The following is a 1,294-nucleotide window of genomic DNA, read 5'->3' as shown; positions in this document are numbered from 1 at the left end:
CCCGCCGAGACGGATCCGGCCGAACCGGCTGAGCGCGAGCACGACGGCCAGGACCAGGAAGAAGTCGGCGGCCACCACGAACAGCCAGCCGAAGCTGCCCAGCACCCACCCGAGTGCGACGTCGCCGGTCGCGGCGAGCGACTCGGTGAAGATCGCGCCCCACAGCATCACCGCCGACAGCAACCCCACGGCGATGGCCAGCAGCGGGAGGTCGGGTCGGGGTGGGCGCATCATGCCTCCGGTATCAATACTTTGAGTGAGATCAATGTTCCCCTGTGTAAATACCGGCGAACCGTGGCGACCGGTTCCCGATCCGGGGGCGCGGCCCTGCGGATCGCCGACGCCGGGCGGCCCACCGCCCATGGCATGGCGTCCCTGTACCGAGGGTGGCTCGCCCGCTGAGGTGACACGAAGGTGTGCCGGGAAGCCTGGTCGGCGTTGATGATCGTCATCTCACGAGATCAGGAGGTCAGCCGTGCACGTATCCGGCCGTCATGTGCCCAGTGGCGCGCACGCTTGTTCGACCGCTGCAGCACTGCCGAACCGGACATCGGAACCTTCCGCCCCTTCGCCGGCCCCAGCCGCACGGTCAGGCGACATCGGCCTGTGACCTCTGGCCGACGCCCTCCGTAACGGCAAGCTGGGGGTTCGCCGTGAAGGCTTGCGCCTCCGCCATCCGGCCACCACAATCCTTGCACAATGCAAGAGAGATAGAGCCGGAAACATTTCGGGCGATAAGCGCAGACCACAATGACCCCGAGATCGATCCGGTGCTCGCCCCACCGTCCGGCCGACACCGCCGGAGGCCGAGGAGCCGCCCCGTGACCCTGCTCGACGAGACCATCCGAACCCCGCGGGACACCCGCCGCTTCCGCGCCTACACCGGCAAGCACCTGGACGAGCTGACCGCACGCGCCGGGCTCGGCGCCGAGGAGCGGCTGGCCGCTCGGGCGGTGGCCACCGTGCTGCCGTTCCGCACCAACGCCTACGTGCTGGAGGAGCTGATCGACTGGTCGGCCGCCCCCGACGACCCGATCTACCGGCTGGTCTTCCCCCAGCCCGACATGCTGCCCGCCGCCGACGTCGCGCACCTGGCCGGCCTCATTCAGCGGGGCGCGTCCGGAGCCGAGCTCCAGGCCGCCGCCACCGGCGTGCGGATGCGCCTCAACCCGCATCCGGCCGGGCAGCTGGAGCTCAACGTCCCCCGGGTGGGTGAGGCCCCGATCTCCGGCGTGCAGCACAAGTATCCGGAGACGGTGCTGTTCTTCCCCAAGCAGGGGCAGACCTGCCACGC

1 protein-coding gene and 1 pseudogene are annotated in these 1,294 nt (G+C 69.9%); one reads left to right on the top strand and one right to left on the bottom strand.

What is annotated here, in order from left to right; genetic code table 11:
• The coding region (locus tag IEZ06_RS35785; RefSeq protein WP_229799176.1) for a BCCT family transporter at nt 1-231 on the bottom strand (231 nt) is incomplete at its 3' end.
• Nucleotides 232-827: 596 nt separating this feature from the next.
• Here IEZ06_RS35785 and IEZ06_RS35780 point away from each other — a divergent pair.
• Nucleotides 828-1,294, top strand: a pseudogene (locus IEZ06_RS35780) (lysine 2,3-aminomutase); the annotation flags it as partial.

It is taken from the genome of Planomonospora antibiotica, from assembly GCF_014647955.1.
Taxonomy (GTDB): domain Bacteria; phylum Actinomycetota; class Actinomycetes; order Streptosporangiales; family Streptosporangiaceae; genus Planomonospora; species Planomonospora parontospora.
The sequence above is the reverse complement of the archived record's forward strand: the minus strand, read 5'-3'. Positions and strand labels throughout refer to the sequence as shown.